Origin of the sequence: Sphingomonas sp. BK481, assembly GCF_014194875.1 — a bacterium.
GTDB classification, from domain to species: domain Bacteria; phylum Pseudomonadota; class Alphaproteobacteria; order Sphingomonadales; family Sphingomonadaceae; genus Sphingomonas; species Sphingomonas aerolata.
This window is the reverse complement of record NZ_JACIAP010000002.1, coordinates 398,001-413,625: the sequence shown is the minus strand read 5'-3', so window position 1 is coordinate 413,625 and position 15,625 is coordinate 398,001. Positions and strand designations below refer to the sequence as shown.

Annotated in this window: 13 protein-coding genes; 4 read left to right on the top strand and 9 right to left on the bottom strand. The window is 68.1% G+C overall.

Annotated elements, in window-relative coordinates:
• Nucleotides 1–19 precede the first annotated feature (19 nt).
• From FHY04_RS05725 to FHY04_RS05690, 8 genes are all read right to left on the bottom strand, one after another.
• Nucleotides 20–1,552, bottom strand: a complete 1,533-nt coding sequence (locus FHY04_RS05725) for an MFS transporter (RefSeq protein WP_183935744.1) — start codon at nucleotides 1,550–1,552, stop codon at nucleotides 20–22.
• Entirely contained in the window at nucleotides 1,549–3,018 is a 1,470-nt protein-coding gene (locus tag FHY04_RS05720; protein ID WP_311723822.1) for a TolC family protein, read from the bottom strand. Before FHY04_RS05720 ends, FHY04_RS05725 begins: the two co-directional genes overlap by 4 nt.
• Nucleotides 3,015–3,917 carry an efflux RND transporter periplasmic adaptor subunit gene (locus FHY04_RS05715; RefSeq protein WP_183935743.1) on the bottom strand — a complete coding sequence of 301 codons (903 nt, stop codon included), beginning with the start codon at nucleotides 3,915–3,917 and terminating at the stop codon, nucleotides 3,015–3,017. Before FHY04_RS05715 ends, FHY04_RS05720 begins: the two co-directional genes overlap by 4 nt.
• Entirely contained in the window at nucleotides 3,914–4,120 is a 207-nt protein-coding gene (locus FHY04_RS05710; protein ID WP_031394920.1) for a DUF1656 domain-containing protein, read from the bottom strand. Before FHY04_RS05710 ends, FHY04_RS05715 begins: the two co-directional genes overlap by 4 nt.
• Nucleotides 4,117–6,171, bottom strand: coding sequence for an FUSC family protein (locus FHY04_RS05705; RefSeq protein WP_183935742.1), 2,055 nt, complete (start codon nucleotides 6,169–6,171; stop codon nucleotides 4,117–4,119). Before FHY04_RS05705 ends, FHY04_RS05710 begins: the two co-directional genes overlap by 4 nt.
• Nucleotides 6,168–6,620 (bottom strand): MarR family winged helix-turn-helix transcriptional regulator, encoded by a 453-nt coding sequence (locus FHY04_RS05700; RefSeq protein ID WP_056407583.1) that lies wholly within the window; start codon nucleotides 6,618–6,620, stop codon nucleotides 6,168–6,170. Before FHY04_RS05700 ends, FHY04_RS05705 begins: the two co-directional genes overlap by 4 nt.
• 113 nt (nucleotides 6,621–6,733) lie before the next feature.
• On the bottom strand, nucleotides 6,734–8,524 hold the full coding sequence (locus FHY04_RS05695; protein WP_183935741.1) for an IlvD/Edd family dehydratase: 1,791 nt from the start codon (nucleotides 8,522–8,524) through the stop codon (nucleotides 6,734–6,736).
• Between the two features lie 31 nt (nucleotides 8,525–8,555).
• Nucleotides 8,556–9,701 (bottom strand): aldose epimerase family protein, encoded by a 1,146-nt coding sequence (locus FHY04_RS05690; protein WP_159510644.1) that lies wholly within the window; start codon nucleotides 9,699–9,701, stop codon nucleotides 8,556–8,558.
• A 135-nt stretch (nucleotides 9,702–9,836) separates the two neighbouring features.
• Here FHY04_RS05690 and FHY04_RS05685 point away from each other — a divergent pair, with 135 nt between their 5' ends.
• Entirely contained in the window at nucleotides 9,837–11,168 is a 1,332-nt protein-coding gene (locus tag FHY04_RS05685) for a sugar MFS transporter (protein ID WP_183935740.1), read from the top strand.
• A 25-nt stretch (nucleotides 11,169–11,193) separates the two neighbouring features.
• Here the strand turns inward: FHY04_RS05685 and FHY04_RS05680 are convergent, their stop codons facing one another.
• Complete coding sequence (locus tag FHY04_RS05680) at nucleotides 11,194–11,955, bottom strand: FadR/GntR family transcriptional regulator (RefSeq protein WP_056407587.1); 762 nt, start codon at nucleotides 11,953–11,955, stop codon at nucleotides 11,194–11,196.
• Nucleotides 11,956–12,066: 111 nt separating this feature from the next.
• Here FHY04_RS05680 and FHY04_RS05675 point away from each other — a divergent pair, with 111 nt between their 5' ends.
• From FHY04_RS05675 to FHY04_RS05665, 3 genes are all read left to right on the top strand, one after another.
• Nucleotides 12,067–13,620 carry an aldehyde dehydrogenase (NADP(+)) gene (locus FHY04_RS05675; RefSeq protein ID WP_183935738.1) on the top strand — a complete coding sequence of 518 codons (1,554 nt, stop codon included), beginning with the start codon at nucleotides 12,067–12,069 and terminating at the stop codon, nucleotides 13,618–13,620.
• A 67-nt stretch (nucleotides 13,621–13,687) separates the two neighbouring features.
• Nucleotides 13,688–14,680 (top strand): AraD1 family protein, encoded by a 993-nt coding sequence (araD1, locus tag FHY04_RS05670; RefSeq protein WP_183935737.1) that lies wholly within the window; start codon nucleotides 13,688–13,690, stop codon nucleotides 14,678–14,680.
• Nucleotides 14,681–14,682: 2 nt separating this feature from the next.
• A complete protein-coding gene (locus FHY04_RS05665; protein ID WP_183935736.1) occupies nucleotides 14,683–15,609 on the top strand; it encodes a Gfo/Idh/MocA family protein in 927 nt (308 codons plus the stop codon).
• The last annotated feature ends 16 nt before the right edge of the window (nucleotides 15,610–15,625 follow it).

Here is a 15,625-nt window from a genome sequence, read left to right as displayed (position 1 = left end):
GCCGGTGTGCCGGGAGGGGTTATCGACCCGCGGCCATCCCGGGTCGCGCAGGCACTTGGCGGTGTCCGCTGAGATCGGATCCGGCATCGACGGCAAAACGGCGGTTCCAGATCGTGGCGGCCGCCGACACCGCCGTCACGACGAGGAATGCGAGGGTGAAATCGGCGAGCACCGGGCGTGTCGTGCCCGATCCGAGCATGCCGACCTGCAACGCGGCCGCGCCGACGCAGATGCCGAGCGAGAGCATGAGCTGCTGGAACGTTGCGTAGAAACTGGTCGCGCTGCTCATCCGTGACGATGGAATCTCGTCATAGGCGATCGTGTTGTAGGCGGAGAACTGGAACGACATGAAAAAGCCCGAGAGCATCAGGACGCCAAAGATGACGGGGATGGGCCAGTCGGGGCGGAACAGCCCGCACACCGCGTAGCCGCCGCTCGAACACAGGCCGCCGACGATCAGGCTGTTGCGGAATCCGAACCGTCGCAGCACGCGGGGGGCGAGGCTCTTCATCATCAGCGAACCGATCGCCCCGGCGATCGTGATTGCGCCGCTCGCCGCCGCGGTCATGCCGAAGCCGAGCTGGAGCATCATCGGCAACAGGAACGGCTGGGCGCCTTGCGTGATCCGCGTCAGCGATCCGCCGATCACCGAAAGGCGGAAGGTCGGGATCAGCATCAGCGACAGGTCCAGGATCGGATCGCTGCGGCGTCTGGCATGGCGGATATAGGCGACGCCCGCGACCAGGCCGACCGCGATGAGCCCGACGGCCTGCGTCAGTTCGCCCGTGCGGCTGGTCATCTCGAACCCGAACAACAGGCACCCGAGCGACACGCCCGACAGGATGAAGCCGGGGACGTCGAAGCGTGCCGGGCGATCCTCGCGCACATCGCCGATATAGCCGGTGACGAGCGCCACGCCGAGCATGCCGATCGGGATGTTGAGGTAGAAGATCCAGCGCCAGTCCAGATAGGTGACGATCGCGCCCCCGACCGGCGGCCCCAGGATCGGACCGATCAGCGCGGGCATGATCAGCCACGACATGGCCTGCACCATGTCTTCCTTGGCGACGCTGCGAAGCAGGACGAGACGCCCGATCGGGATCATCATCGCGCCGCCCAGACCTTGCAGGAACCGCGCGCCCATCATGAACGACAGGCTGGTCGCCTGACCGCACAGGATCGAGCCGCCGACGAAGATCAGGATCGCGGCCCGGAACACGGTGCGCGATCCGAACCGGTCGGCGAGCCGCCCGCTCGCCGGGATGAAGATCGCCAGCGCCAGCAAATAGGAGGTGAGTGCCGATCCCATGCTCGTCGCTGGCACGCCGAAATCGCGCGCCATGGTCGGCAACGCCGTCGCGAGCACGGTGGAATCCATCTGTTCCATGAACAGGGCGCAGGCGATGATCAGCGCGGTGACGCGGTAGTTGCTCGGCGTGTGCGGGGGCGCTCCGGCGTCGCGCGCGACCCGGGCGATCGTGCCGGCGGCCGGGACGATGCCGTCGCGGACTTCGCTGTTGATCGCGGCGAGCCCGCGCCGGCGAAGCCTCATGCCTGCCACCCGCCGCCCAGCGCCTTGAAGACGTCGACCTGACGATCGATCAACAACGCGTCGGACGCGGCGAGGTTGGCCTGCGCCGTGGTCAGCGCCGCCTGCGCGGTCAGCAGCGACAGGAAATCGGTTCGGCCGAAGCGATAGAGCGTGCCCGCCTGGCCGGCGGCGGTCGCCGCGCTCGCCTGCGCCCGCGACAGCGCGGCGTTGCGGTCGCCTTCGCGCGCATAGGCGGACAGCGCGGTCTCGGTTTCGCGCAAGGCCTCAAGCGTCGTCGAGTCGAACTGCGCCAGTGCCTGATCCGCCGAAGCGCCGGCCTGCGCGATTCGTGCGCGGACGACCGGGCGGTTCGGGAAGCTCCAGCTGATGAGCGGGCCCAGCCCCCGGTGAAAGGCGCTGGTGGATCCGAGCGTCGAGACCGGCCCTGTGAACCCGGCGGATCCCCCCAGGCTGACCTGCGGATAGAGGTCTGCGGTGGCGATGCCGATCCGCGCGGTCGCCGCGGCCAGTGCGCGTTCGGCCTGACGGATATCGGGCCGGCGGCGGATCAGCGCGGCACCGTCGCCGATCGGCAGCGGCCGGGTGAGGGCGGGGGGCTTCGCGCAGGTCGCGACCTCGGCGGGATAGGCGGCGGGTGCCCGACCCATCAGCGTCGCCAGCCGGTAGAGCGCGGCGGTGCGCGTCGCGACCTGCGACGGGATCAACGCCTCGCTCTGGTCGACCGCGGTCCTTGCCCGCGTGACGTCGAACGCCGTGCCGCGCCCACCACGTTGCAGGCGGCGCGTGACGTCGAGCGTCTGGCGCTGGAGGGCAAGTACTTGGCTGTTGGCGGCGAGCACCATGTTCGCCGTGCACACCGCGGCATAGCTGCGCGCGGTTTCGGCAGCGACGGTCACGCGGACGTCGTCGCGCGCGGCGGCGACCGCCTGCGCATCGCCCTGCGCGGCTTCGATCGCGCGCCGGATGCGCCCCGACAGGTCGAGCGGATAGGCGAGGGTGATGCCGAGATTGGCGTCAAGCGTTCCGGGCAGGTTGCCGCGGCTCGCATAGGGCCGGTCGATCGACGTACCGCCGCCGATCGTGGTCGACAGCGTCCGCCCGGCGGCAACCTCCGCAACGACCGCGTCGGCACGGCGGAGATTGGCATCGGCAGCGCGCAGATCGGTGTTCGCCGCCAGCGCCTCGGCGACGAACGCGTCGAGGCGGGGATCGCCATAGAGTTGCCACCAGTGATCGGGGAGGGGGGCATCGACGAACGCGGCCTCGTGACCGCTGTCGAACGCGCCCTGCGCGGCGGGCATCGCGGCGACGGCGTGGTCGGGGCGCGCATAGTCCGGGCCGGCGGTGGTGCAGGCGGCGAGGCCGAGCGCGAGGATACTCGTGGCGAGACCGCGGTGGGTGGGGGAGGCGGCGATCCCGCCTCGTCCAGGAGAAGGGGCGATCGGCGAGAGACGCGTGCGCATCACGCCGGCGCTCCCGACTGAAGTTTGGGTTCCACCGTCACCGTCGCCGTCCGCCCGACGATAAGCGGGACACCCTTCGGCACCTGCACGAGCTTCACACGCACGGGGATGCGCTGTGCGAGGCGGACCCAGTTGAACGTCGGGTTCACATTGGGCAGCAGGTTGGTCGTGTTCGTCCGTTCGCTGTCGTTGATGCCCGCCGCGATGCTGTCGACTCGACCGTGCAACGCCTGCGCTTCGCCCATCAGATGCACGGTCACCGGGTCGCCGAGATGGATGCTGCCGAGCTTGGTTTCCTCGAAATAGCCCTCGACCCGAAGCGAGTCCGTGTCGATCAGCGCCATCGCCTGCGCGCCCGCGGCAATATAGTCGCCGGGGTGCAGGTCGAGATTGGTGACGATGCCGTGCACGGTCGCCCGCACCGTCGTCCGCGCGAGGTTCAGCGCCGCGGTCGATCGCGCGCTCCGGGCCTGCGCGAGCGTCGCCGAGGCGGTGGCGACGCGCGCGACATTCTGTTCGTGCGTTTCCTTAGCGACCAGATCGCCCAGCGCGAGGTCGCGCTGCGCCTCGCGCCGTGCCTGCAGCAGCGTCGCGCGCGCGCTCGCGATCGAGGCGTCAGATTGCGCAAGCGTCAGTTCAAAACGGGGACGATCGACCACGAACAGCACGTCGCCGGGCTTGACCGTCTGGTTGTCCTGCACCGCGACGCGCGTGACGAGACCCGCGACATCGGGCGTTACGCGAACGATGTCGGCCCGGATATGCCCGTCGCGCGTCCACGGATCGCTCTCGTAGCGCTTCCACAGCCAAAGCGCGACGACCACCGCGAGCGCGACGATGACCAGAGTGACGGCGGAGCGGCCGAGCGGGGCCAGCAGGGACTTGAGACGGGGCGAGGTCATGCGGAGGGTCCGGTGAGCAGGGCAAGTAGCCCGAGGATGAGGATGAACAGCGCCAGGTCGACCAGCGGACGATAGGTCACCGCGCGGTACACCCCGGCAAAGGCGAGCAGGCGGGTAGCGACGCCCGTGAGCACGACCGCGGCAACCGCAAGCAGGAGGAGGGTCGGCAGATAGACACCGCCGATCGAGATCTCGCCGGTCATGCGGGCATCTCCGGTGAGCCCGCATAGGCGGGGGCCGAGGGAAAGAGGTTGCGGCGCAGCGAGGTGAGCGCGAGCACGCTCGTGCGGTGTCGCTCGGGCATGCTCGACGCGAAGCCGGCCAGCGCCCGGTCGATCCCCGCGAGCAGATCGGGTTCGGGGGGCGCCGGCTGGTTGGGGCGTAGTGCGCGGTAATGCGTGCCGACCCCGCGCAGCACCGGCGTGATCATCGCCGCCTCGTCGACCGGACCATCGATCCGGAGCTGGCGCAGTTCGCCGACCGCCACGCCGACGCGCAGGTCGGTCAGCGCATCGAGCAGCGGCTTGCCGGGATCCTCACCCTGCAGCGCAAGCCGCGGTGCGAGCAGGCCGATCCGGTCGAGCATCCGCGCGATCCAGCCGGCCGTATCGGGCCGGCCGGTCGAATCCGCGCGCGTCGCGAGTTCGCGCCAGCCGGCACGGAGCAACCGTCGCGCGCTGGTCTGTGCGCCGATCGTCTGGAACAAGCCGACCGTGACGACCGCGAACAAGGTCCCGATCAATTGCGCGATCGCGCCGTTCATAAACTGATCGAAGCCGCCGCCGAACCGGTCGTTCAGCCCGACCGTGTTAAGTCCGCCAAGCAACGCGCCGAGCGTGACGAGCAAGGTTGCCGGCCGCGCGAGGAACATTCCTCCGATCAGCATCGGCGGCGCGAGCACCGCGGCGAGCGTCACGAAGTCGGTCACGCGTGGCAGGATCGCGAACGCATAGACGGCCGACACGACCAGGCCGAGGATCGTGCCATAGAAGAACGCCTTGATCGCCGGTGCCGGGTTGTCGCTGTTGCCGAACAAGGCGCAGCACACCCCCGCGATCAGCACCGCGCCCGCACCGTCGGTCCATGCGGTCCCGATCCAGAAGGCGCAGCCCAGCAGGATCGTCATCACCGTGCCGGCGGCCGCTCGCAGCGCGATGCCGCGATCGCGGTGGAGCGGTCGCCTGGCGGAGCGCGCGAGCAGTCGCGCGACTGCGGGGGTGACGGGCGCGCGCGACGGCGATCGCATCTGATCGCGCAGGTCGCGCACTTTGCGATGCGCGTCGACCAGTTCCCCGAGCCGCGCCACCAGGCTCAGCCGCAACGCGTCACGCCAGATCAGCGCGCTGCCGGGCGCGGGTTCGAGCGCGCGGGCCCGGGCGATCAGTTCATCGGCGTGCGCGCCGCGCTCCGATGCCGAAGAGGGATCGCGCAGCCATTCGCGAACGTCCTCGATCAGCGCGAGCGCCTCGGGCCGCGGCCTGTCGGCGCCCCGCTTGAGCTCGACTATCCGGTCGTCGATCGCGCTCGCCAGCGGCAACAGCATCGACAGTTCCGCCTGGAGTGCGCGCAACGTCCGGACGCGCGGGAGCAGCCGTGCGGTGTCGAACGGCAGATGGATGGAAAGCTGGTGCAGCTCGTTGATGTCCAGTGCCAGCCGCCGCCGGTCGCGGTCGAGCGCGGCATCGCTTTCCCCCGCAAGCGAATCGCGCGACCAGCGTTCCGCGTCGGCGAGGATCGCGTCGATCCGGCCGAGCAGCACGGCGGTGACGGTCTGCGGGAAGACGAGGCCGTGGATCAGACTGCCGCACAGGATGCCGATCGTGATCTCCTGCACCCGCAGCGCAGCGATGGTGAAGACCGCGCCCGGCGCCGCAACCGACGGAAAACCGATGATGCTGGCGGTATAGCCCGCGAGCAGGAACACATAGGCCCGCGGCGTCCGGTCGAGCAGCGAGATGTAGAGGCACAGCCCGAGCCACAGCGCGAGGCCGAGCGACAGGAGTTCGGGCGCGTTGACGAGGTTCGGCACGAGCACGACCGCGGCAATCGCGCCAAGCACGGTCCCCGCGACCCGGAACACCGCCTTCGACAACACCGCGCCGGCCAGTGGCTGCGCGACGATATAGGACGTCGTCACCGCCCAATAGGGCCGCGTCAGACCGATCCGCAGCGCGATGTAATAAGCGAGGATCGCGGCGACGAAGCATTTGACCGAGAAGAGCGCCTCCTTCCCCCCGAAACGCGACAGCGTCATCGTCCGCGATCTGCCACAAACCGCGCGCCGAGCCGTTCCGCAACACGTAGCGCGGTGGCCAGATCGTCGTCCGGCACGCCCTCGAGCATCGCATGGCGCAGCGTCGCGAACTTCGCCTCGATCGTGGTGACGAGCCGCCGCCCGTGTGGCGTCAGGCGGATCCGGCTGACCCGCGCATCGGCGGGATCGCGGTGGCGCTCGACAAGCCCGGCGGCGGTCATCTGGTCGATCGAGCGCACCAGCGATGCCTGTGTCACGTCGAGTTCACAAGCGAGATCGATCTGCCGCACATCGTCGCCCAGCCGCCCGACCTGAACAAGCGCCCAGCCGGTCGATGCCGACACCCCCATGTCACGGAGCGCATGGTCGGCCGCCTGCCGCCAGCTGCGCGCGAGCGGCAGGAGGGTGCGAGCGTAGGAGGATTCGAGCTTAGCGCGGGGGGAAGTCATTAGCGTGCTAAGTAATCACGTCAGCCCATGCTGCAATGCAAAATAGTAAGTTATGCGAGGAATTTGTTCGCGCCCGCCGGGCCGCGCGGCGTGCGCGACCCGGCGGCTCAGATCTAGTGATTGTCGCGCGGCAGGCCCATCGTCTGCGCGATGCGCTGATATTTCTCGGCACCTTCGAGGATGGCACCGGTTTCCATCTGGCCGACCGTGGCGCGCTGGATTTCCTGCCACGGCGTCTGCGAGCGCGGGAAGGCATAGCCGCCCGCCGCGGTCAGCGTGCGGCGCCGCTCGGCGAGTTCCTCATCGGAGATCAGGACATCGGCGCTGCCCTTGCCGAGATCGATGCGAACACGGTCGCCGGTGCGGATCAGCGCGAGGCCGCCCATTGCAGCCGCCTCGGGGCTGGCATTGAGAATCGACGGCGAGCCCGACGTGCCCGACTGGCGACCGTCGCCGATGCAGGGAAGCGCGTGAACGCCTTCGCGGATCAGATAAGCGGGCGGACGCATGTTGACGACTTCGGCGGCACCCGGATAGCCGATCGGGCCGGCACCGCGCATGAACAGCAGCGTATCGGTGGTGATGCCGAGCGACGGATCGTCGATCCGGTGATGATAGTCCTCGGGGCCGTCGAACACGACCGCGGGGCCTTCGAACGCTTCGGGATCGTCAGGATTGCTGAGATAGCGTTCGCGGAATTCCGGCGAGATGACGCTCGTCTTCATGATCGCGCTGTCGAACAAATTGCCACGCAGGACGATGAAGCCGGCATCCTGCAGTAGCGGGGTCGCGAACGGGCGGATGACGCGCTCGTCCTCGATCGTCGCGGTGCGGCAATTGTCGCCGATGCTCTTGCCGTTGGCGGTCATCGCGTCTTCGTGGATCAGGCCCTGCTTCATCAGCTCGGCGACCACCGCTGGCACCCCGCCGGCATGGTAATAATCCTCGCCGAGATACTCGCCGGCGGGCTGAAGGTTGACCATCAGCGGGACCTTGTGACCGTGCGTCTGCCAGTCGTCGATCGGCAGGTCGACGCCGATATGGCGCGCGATCGCGGCGAGGTGGATCGGCGCGTTGGTCGATCCGCCGATCGCCGAATTGACGACGATCGCGTTGTGGAACGCCTCCTTGGTCAGGATGTCGCTGGGCTTCAGATCCTCGGCGACCATGTCGACGATGCGCTTGCCGGTCTTGTACGCGACCTCCTGGCGGTCGCGGTAGGGCGCCGGAATCGCGGCCGAGCCGGGCAGCTGCATGCCGAGCGCCTCGGCGAGCGAATTCATCGTCGTCGCGGTGCCCATCGTGTTGCAATAGCCGGTCGACGGCGCCGACGAGGCAACGAGCTTGATGAAGCCCTCATCGTCGATCGCACCGGTCGCGAGCAGCTCGCGCGCCTTCCACACGATCGTCCCCGAGCCGGTCCGCTCGCCCTTGTGCCAGCCGTTGAGCATCGGGCCCACCGACAGCGCGATGGCGGGAATGTTGACCGTCGCCGCCGCCATCAGGCAGGCGGGCGTCGTCTTGTCGCAGCCGATCGTCAGCACGACGCCGTCGAGCGGATAGCCGTAGAGCACCTCGACCAGCGCCAGATAGGCGAGGTTGCGGTCGAGCCCGGCGGTCGGGCGCTTTCCGGTCTCCTGGATCGGGTGGACCGGGAATTCGAGCGCGATCCCGCCCGCCTCGCGAATGCCTTCGCGCAGCCGTTCGGCGAGCACGAGATGATGGCGGTTGCAGGGGCTGAGGTCGCTGCCGGTCTGGGCGATGCCGATGATCGGCTTGCCCGAGCGCAGTTCCTCAAGGCTCAATCCGAAGTTCAGATAGCGCTCCAGATAGAGCGCGGTCATGTCGATATTCTCGGGATTGTCGAACCACGCGCGGCTGCGGAGTTTGGGCAAGTCGGTCATGAGAGGCTTTCCGGGGTAAGCAGGTCGAATATCAGCGAGCGACGGAGACGCGGTAGATCATGGCGTGATGATAGGGCTTGCCCGGATCGACACGCGCAGAGACAAAATTCGGCTTGTTCGGTGCGTCCGGAAATTTCTGCGGTTCCAGCGCGATACCATCGCCCATCCGGTAGAGATGGCCGTGCTTGCCGATGAACGTCCCGTCAAGAAAATTGCCGGTGTAGAATTGTACGCCCGGCTCGGTCGACAGGACTTCGAGCACACGGCCCGACGCAGGGTCCTCGAGCCGCGCGGCGAGCTCGGGCTTGGCGGTAACGCCCTTGTCGAGCGCGAAATTGTGATCGTAGCCGTGGCCGTAGCGGATCTGCTGGTCGCGACCGTCGCGAAGCCCTTCGCCGACGATCCGGCCGTTGCGGAAGTCGAACACGGTCCCCTGGACGGGCTGCAACGCACCGGTCGGGATCAGCTTGTCGTCGACCGGCGTGATCGCCTTGGCGGGGATCGTCAGTCGGTGACCGTTCGCGCCCATCGCCGATCCCTCGCCACCAAGGTCGAAGATCGCGTGATTGGTCATGTTCACGATCGTCGGCTTGTCGGTCCTGGCATCATAGGCGATGCCCAGATTGCCCGCTTCGTCGAGCGTATAGGTGACGGTGACGTCGAGGTTGCCCGGATAGCCGGACTCGCCATCCGCGCTGCGGTGGCCGAGCACGAGCGTCGCGGTCGGGCCGTCCTTGATCGACAGGACTTTCCACGCGACCTTGTCGAAACCCTTGCCGCCGCCGTGCAGCGAATTGACCTTGTCGTTGAGCGGCAGCTGATAGGCCTTGCCGTCGAGTGTGAAGCGGCCGCCGGCGATGCGGTTGGCGAAGCGTCCGACCGTCACGCCGAAGAAATTGGGATGGTCGACATAGGAGGCGAGGTCGTCATAGCCGAGCACGACGTCGGCGACCTTGCCGGCCCGGTCGGGCGCCATCAGCGATTGCAGCGTCGCGCCGTAGGACAGGATGCGCGCCGAGACGCCGTGCGCGTTGCTGAGCGTGATCGCCTCAATCGCCGTGCCGTCGCGCAGCGTACCCGCGGGGGTGCGCTTGGCATCGGCCGCGTTCGCCGCTGGCGCTGCCAGAGCGGCTAAGAGAGTTGCCAAGATGATCCCCGTTTTTCCGATTCCGCTCATTCCGGTTCCTATCCTGATCGTCTGACGCCGTTGACGCGCCTTATGGGGGTATATAGTCGGACAATATATTTCTGAGCAAGCCATGCGGGAAAAGACTGATGCTCAGTCGCCGACATGGCACGGAGGATGATGACTATGGCGATGCCGATACAGACGCACGGGACGATCGCAGGCGCTGCACCGGGGGCAGGGGGCAGCGCGGAGGGGCCGAGTTACCGATCCGCGCTGACCTTGCTGGCCAGCCTGTTCTTCATGTGGGGCTTCATCACGGTCATCAACAACACGCTGCTGCCGCATCTGCGCAGTGTGTTCGACCTCAGCTACACACAGACCACGCTGATCGAGAGCGTCTGGTTCATCGCCTATTTCTTCGCGTCGATCCCGTCCGCCAAGCTGATCGAGCGCGTCGGCTATCAGCGCGCGATGGTGTTCGGGCTCGGCTTGATGGCCGCGGGCGCATTGATGATGGTGCCCGCCGCGCGGCTGCCGTCTTATGGCGTGACGCTGTTCGCCCTGTTCGTGATCGCCAGCGGCATCACGCTGCTTCAGGTCGCGGCGAACCCCTATGTCGCGGTCGTCGGCCCGCCCGAGACCGCGTCGTCGCGACTGAACCTGGTCCAGGCGTTCAATTCGGCGGGCGCGACGCTCGCGCCCTTATTCGGCGGCTATCTGATCCTCGGCCGCTCGACCTCGGGCACGGCGGTCGCCGGTTCCACCGCGGTACTGACGCCCGCCGAGCGACTGGCCGACGCGCAGTCTGTCGTGCTGCCCTATCTCATCGTCGCGGGCGTGCTGGTCGTGCTCGCGGTCGTCATCGCGCGCTTCCCGCTGCCGGCGATGGGGGCAGCGACGCAGCGTTCGGCAAAGGCCGATCGCAAGGGCCTGTCGCTTTGGTCGCATCGCAACCTCGTGCTCGGCATCCCGGCAATCTTCATCTATCTGATCGCCGAGATCGGCGTCGCCAACCTGTTCATCAATTTCGTCAGCCAGCCGCAGATCGGCAATCTGACGCACGAGCAGGCCTCGCACTATCTGTTCATCCTGTGGGGCGGGATGATGGTCGGGCGGCTGGTCGGCAGCGTCATCATGCGCAGCGTTCCGGCGGAGCACGTCCTGGCGCTGGCCAGCATCGGCGCGTTCGTCGTGATGCTGGTCGCCACCTTCACCACCGGGCATGTCGCGATGTGGGCGCTGATCTCGGTCGGGCTGTTCCATTCGATCATGTTCCCGACGATCTTCACGCTCGGCATCCGCGGGCTCGGACCGCTGACGGAAGAGGGGTCGGGGCTGCTGATCATGGCGATCGCGGGTGGTGCGCTGGTGATCGTGCAGGGCTGGCTTGCGGACCGTTATGGCCTGCAGATCTCGTTCCTGCTGACCGCGGCGTGTGAACTCTACATCCTGTTCTACGCGCTCTGGGGATCGCGCGTGACGCATGCGCTGCCCGAGCCGGTCGCGGTCGGATGATCCGGATATCGGCGATGCGGCGCGTTCAGCGCTGCATCGCTGCCTTCGTATCTTCCAGTGCCAGGTCGACCAGCGTGCGCATCGCGGCACTTGCCGCCGCGGCATCGCCGGCTGCGATCGCGTCATAGACCAGCACATGATCGGGGATCGGGTTGCGGGGCAGCGCGCGGGCGCGTTGCTTGTACTGCGTGGTCCAGTTGACCGCCGCGCCGATGCTGGCGCTCAGCACGATCAGCGCGTCGTTCCGCGTCGCGGTCAGCACGGCGTCATGGAATTCGCGATCCGCCGCGCGGCCCGCCTCGGTCGCGAGCGTGTGGCGACGCATCGCGGTGAGCGCGTCCTTCATGATCTTCAGATCGGCGCGGTCGCGGCGCTCGGCCGCCAGCGCGGCGGCGGCCGGTTCGACGATTGCGCGCAGTTCGAACAGGTCGCGCACGAACATGATGTCGGGCTCGGCCGCGAATGCCCAGGCGAGCACGTCGGGATCAAGCAGGTTCCAACGGCTGCGGGGCAGGACGCGCGTGCCGATCTTGGGCCGGCTCTCGACCAGCCCCTTGGCGGTCAGCACCTGCACGGCCTCGCGGTACGCGCTTCGCGACACGTCGAGCGTCTTGGAGAAATCGACTTCCCCGGCCAGCGTGTCGCCGGGCGCATATTCGCCCGACAGGATCGCGGTGCCCAGCTTGTGCGCCACCGCGCCGTGCAGGCGGCGGCCGGTCCCCCGGGGGCTGCGTGCTGTTCCGGCGTCGGTCACAATCTCCTGTGGATCGTCGTCGTTGATCGTCATAGCGCCTGCTCCATCATCACGGCGTAACAGTCCGCGTGCCATCAAGGAACGCCAAAAGATTGCTAAATCGGGCCATTGCGCATAAGTCTGAGTATAAGGGAGCTACTATCCATGACTGATATCCAGACGGCCAAGACGGCCGGCCACGACGCGTTCCGTTCGATCGACGCGGCGACGGGGCTCGCGACCGGCGAGGCCTTTGCGGTGCACGGCGCTGATGACGTGGCGACGGCCTGCGCTGCCGCCGACGCTGCGTTCGATGCGTATCGCGCGACCGACAATGCAGCCCGCGCGGACTTTCTCGAACGGATCGGCGAAGAGATCGTCGCGCTCGGTGACACGCTGATCGTCACCGCGATGCGCGAGAGCGGCTTGCCGCGCGCGCGGCTCGAGGGCGAGCGGGGTCGTACCGTCGGCCAGCTGAAGCTGTTTGCAGGCGTCGTGCGCCGCGGCGGCTGGATGGGTGTCCGGATCGACCCGGCGCTGCCCGACCGCGCGCCCTTGCCGCGTCCCGACCTGCGGCTGCGGATGATCCCGCTCGGCCCGGTCGCGGTGTTCGGCGCGAGCAATTTCCCGCTCGCCTTCTCGACCGCGGGTGGTGATACCGCGTCCGCGCTCGCTGCGGGCTGCCCCGTCGTCGTCAAGGGTCATCCGGCGCACCCCGCGACCGGCGCGATGGTCGCTGGCGCGATCGCGTCGGCGGTTGCTGCCTGCGGCCTGCCAAAGGGCGTGTTCTCGCATCTGGTTGGCCCCGGCAATGATCTGGGCAGCACGCTGGTCCAGGATCCGCGGATCGCTGCGGTCGGCTTCACCGGGTCGCGCGCTGGCGGCTTGGCGCTCGTCAAGCTGGCGCAGGCGCGCGACGTGCCGATCCCGGTCTATGCCGAGATGTCGAGCATCAATCCCGTCGTGCTGCTGCCCGAGGCGCTGAAAGCGCGCGGCGCGGCGCTGGGCATGGCGTTCGTCGGGTCGCTGACGATGGGCGCGGGGCAGTTCTGCACCAATCCCGGCCTCGTCCTCGCGATCGAGGGCGACGGGCTCGATGCGTTTGTCGCCGCGGCGGCCACCGCGCTTCCCGACGCACCGGCGGCGACCATGCTCACCGGCGGCATCCACGCTGCGTACCAGAAGGGCGTCGAGGCGCTCGCGGGCCATGACGCGGTCAAGACGATCGCACAGGGCAAGGTCGGCGAAGGTGTCGCACAGGGGCAGGCGGCGTTCTTCGAAAGCACCGCTGCACAGTTTCTGCGCGACAAGGCGCTGGGGCATGAGGTGTTCGGGGCGTCGTCGCTGCTGGTCCGCTGCGCAGACGAGAACGAGCTCCATGCCGTGCTGCGCGCCGCGGAAGGTCAGCTGACCGCGACGATCCAGATGGACGCGGGCGATGCCGGGATGGCGTCGCGCCTGATCCCGCTGCTCGAGCGCAAAGCGGGGCGGATCCTGGCCAATGGCTGGCCGACGGGCGTCGAGGTCGCGCATGCGATGGTCCATGGCGGACCGTTCCCGGCGACGTCGGACGGTCGCACGACCTCGGTCGGCAGCTTGGCGATCGACCGCTTCCTGCGGCCGGTATCCTACCAGAACCTGCTGCCGGAATTGCTGCCCGCCTGCGTGCGTGACGACACGGACGCGCCGCGGCTGATCGACGGCGTCGTCGCCGGTTGACCCGCCAATTCCCTGCATGATGACGTCCGGGCGAACCGTAACAGCGGCACCTGGAAAGGAGAGGATGATGAGCTTGCGCCTGTTGCAGCATGTTGGCGTCGACGGCACGCGATCGGTAATCGCGGCCACCAGCGCCGGGGCGGCTTTCGTTACCGGCGTAGATAGCGTCCGTGCGCTTGCCGAGCGCGCGATCGCGGAGGGTCTTGATCTTGCCGCGACGGTCGCGGCCTGCGGTACGGGCACCAGTGTCGACATCGCGGCCGAACTGGCTGCCGGTCGGCTGATGTCGCCGATCGATCATGTCGACCCGGCGCATGTCGTCATGACGGGTACCGGGCTGACGCATCTCGGCTCGGCCGAGGGACGCGACAAGATGCACCGTGCCGCGGCGGATGCGGAAAAGCAGACCGATTCGATGCGGATGTTCCTGGAAGGGGTCGAGCGCGGCAAGCCGGGGCCGGGGGAGCGCGGTCAGCAGCCCGAATGGTTCTACAAGGGTGACGGTTCGGGGCTCGTCGCGCCGGGCGCGGCGCTCGAGATGCCTGATTTTGCCGAAGATGGCGGCGAGGAGCCCGAGCTTGCCGGGATCTACCTGATCGGGGCTGACGGCACGCCGTTCCGGCTCGGCCTGTGTCTGGCCAACGAGTTCAGCGATCACGTGACCGAGCGGCATAATTACCTCTGGCTCGCGCATTCCAAGCTGCGCCAGGCGTCGCTTGGCCCTGAGCTGCTCGTCGGCACGCTGCCCGAGCATGTCGAGGGAATGAGCCGGATCCACCGCGACGGCGCCGTCCTGTGGGAGAAGCCGTTCCTGTCGGGCGAGGCGAACATGTCGCACAGCATCGCCAATCTCGAGGCGCATCATTTCAAATATGACCTGTTCCGCCGTCCGGGCGACATTCATGTCCATTTCTTCGGGACCGCGACGCTGTCGTTCGCCGAGGGCGTGACGACGCGCGAAGGCGACGTGTTCGAGATCGAGGCCGCGCCCTTCACGCTTCCGCTACGCAACACGCTGACCAGGGCCGCGCCGCGGTCGGTCTCAGTAAAGGCGCTTTGAGCGTGGCGGGTATTCGCATCGCCGTCGTCGGCATGGGCAAGATCGCGCGCGACCAGCATCTCCCGTCGATCGCGGGCAACGCCGAATTCGAGCTTGTCGCCAGCGTCAGCCCGCGCGATCCGGGCGTCGAGGGCGTCGCCAACTTCAGGTCGCTGGAGGCGCTGCTCGCCGACGGTCCGGCGATCGACGCGATCGCGCTCTGCACGCCGCCGCAGGTGCGCTATTCGCTTGCCACGATGGCGCTCGAAAAGCGCCTGCACGTGTTCCTCGAAAAGCCGCCGGGCGCGACACTCGCGGAGGTCGACGCGCTCGAGGCCCAGGCCGCACAGACCGGCGCGACGCTGTTCGCCGGCTGGCATTCGCGGTTCGCCGCGGGGGTCGCACCCGCCAAGGCCTGGCTTGCCGGCCGTCGCATCGACCGCGTGTCGATCGTCTGGCGCGAGGACGTCCGCGTCTGGCATCCCGGCCAAGCGTGGATCTGGGAGCCGGGCGGCCTCGGCGTGTTCGATCCCGGCATCAATGCCCTGTCGATCGCGACGGAGATCCTGCCCGAGCCGTTCTTCCTCGAGTCCGCGACGCTGTCGACACCGGCCAATCGTGCCGCGCCCATTGCTGCCGATCTCGCTTTCCGCAGTGCGTCGGGCACACCGATCACGATGGATCTCGACTGGCGTCAGACCGGCCCGCAAAGCTGGGACATCGTCGTCGACACCGACGCCGGCACGCTCCGTCTCGCCAAAGGCGGCGCGGTGCTCACGCTGCCCGAGGGCAGCAGCGAGCATGACGATGCCGAATATGCCGGGCTCTACGCGCGTTTCGCCGCCCTGGTCCGTGACGGGCGCAGCGAGGTCGACACGACCCCCTTCACGCTCGTCGCCGACGCGTTCCTGCGTGGCACCCGCGTCTCGGTCGCGGCGTTCGACGACTAGGACCGCGGGTGCGATG